We start from the raw sequence: 214 nt of genomic DNA, 5'->3' as shown, positions 1-214 counted from the left end.
AGATACCGGCCTATGTGAGAAACGGACACGATCCGGTCCAGATTATTTCCAGCGGCCCTGACTCCCAGACCAAGACGATCCATGACAATTATCTTCGTCTGATTCACAGCGCAAAAGATCACGTATACCTGCAGACCCCGTATTTTATACCGGATGATTCCATACTCGATGCGCTGAAGATCGCCAGCCGCTCGGGGGTTGATGTGAGAATCAT

1 protein-coding gene is annotated in these 214 nt (G+C 50.5%); it reads left to right on the top strand.

What is annotated here, in order from left to right; all coding sequences use genetic code 11:
• Window positions 1-214, top strand: a 214-nt coding sequence (locus tag HJY11_RS14485; RefSeq protein ID WP_243764587.1) for a phospholipase D-like domain-containing protein, incomplete at both ends; no start/stop codon positions are given.

Origin of the sequence: Bittarella massiliensis (ex Durand et al. 2017), assembly GCF_017566145.1 — a bacterium.
Classification (GTDB): Bacteria; Bacillota; Clostridia; order Oscillospirales; family Ruminococcaceae; genus Bittarella; species Bittarella massiliensis_A.
Note: the sequence above shows the minus strand (reverse complement) of the source record. Positions and strands in the feature narration are given on the sequence as shown.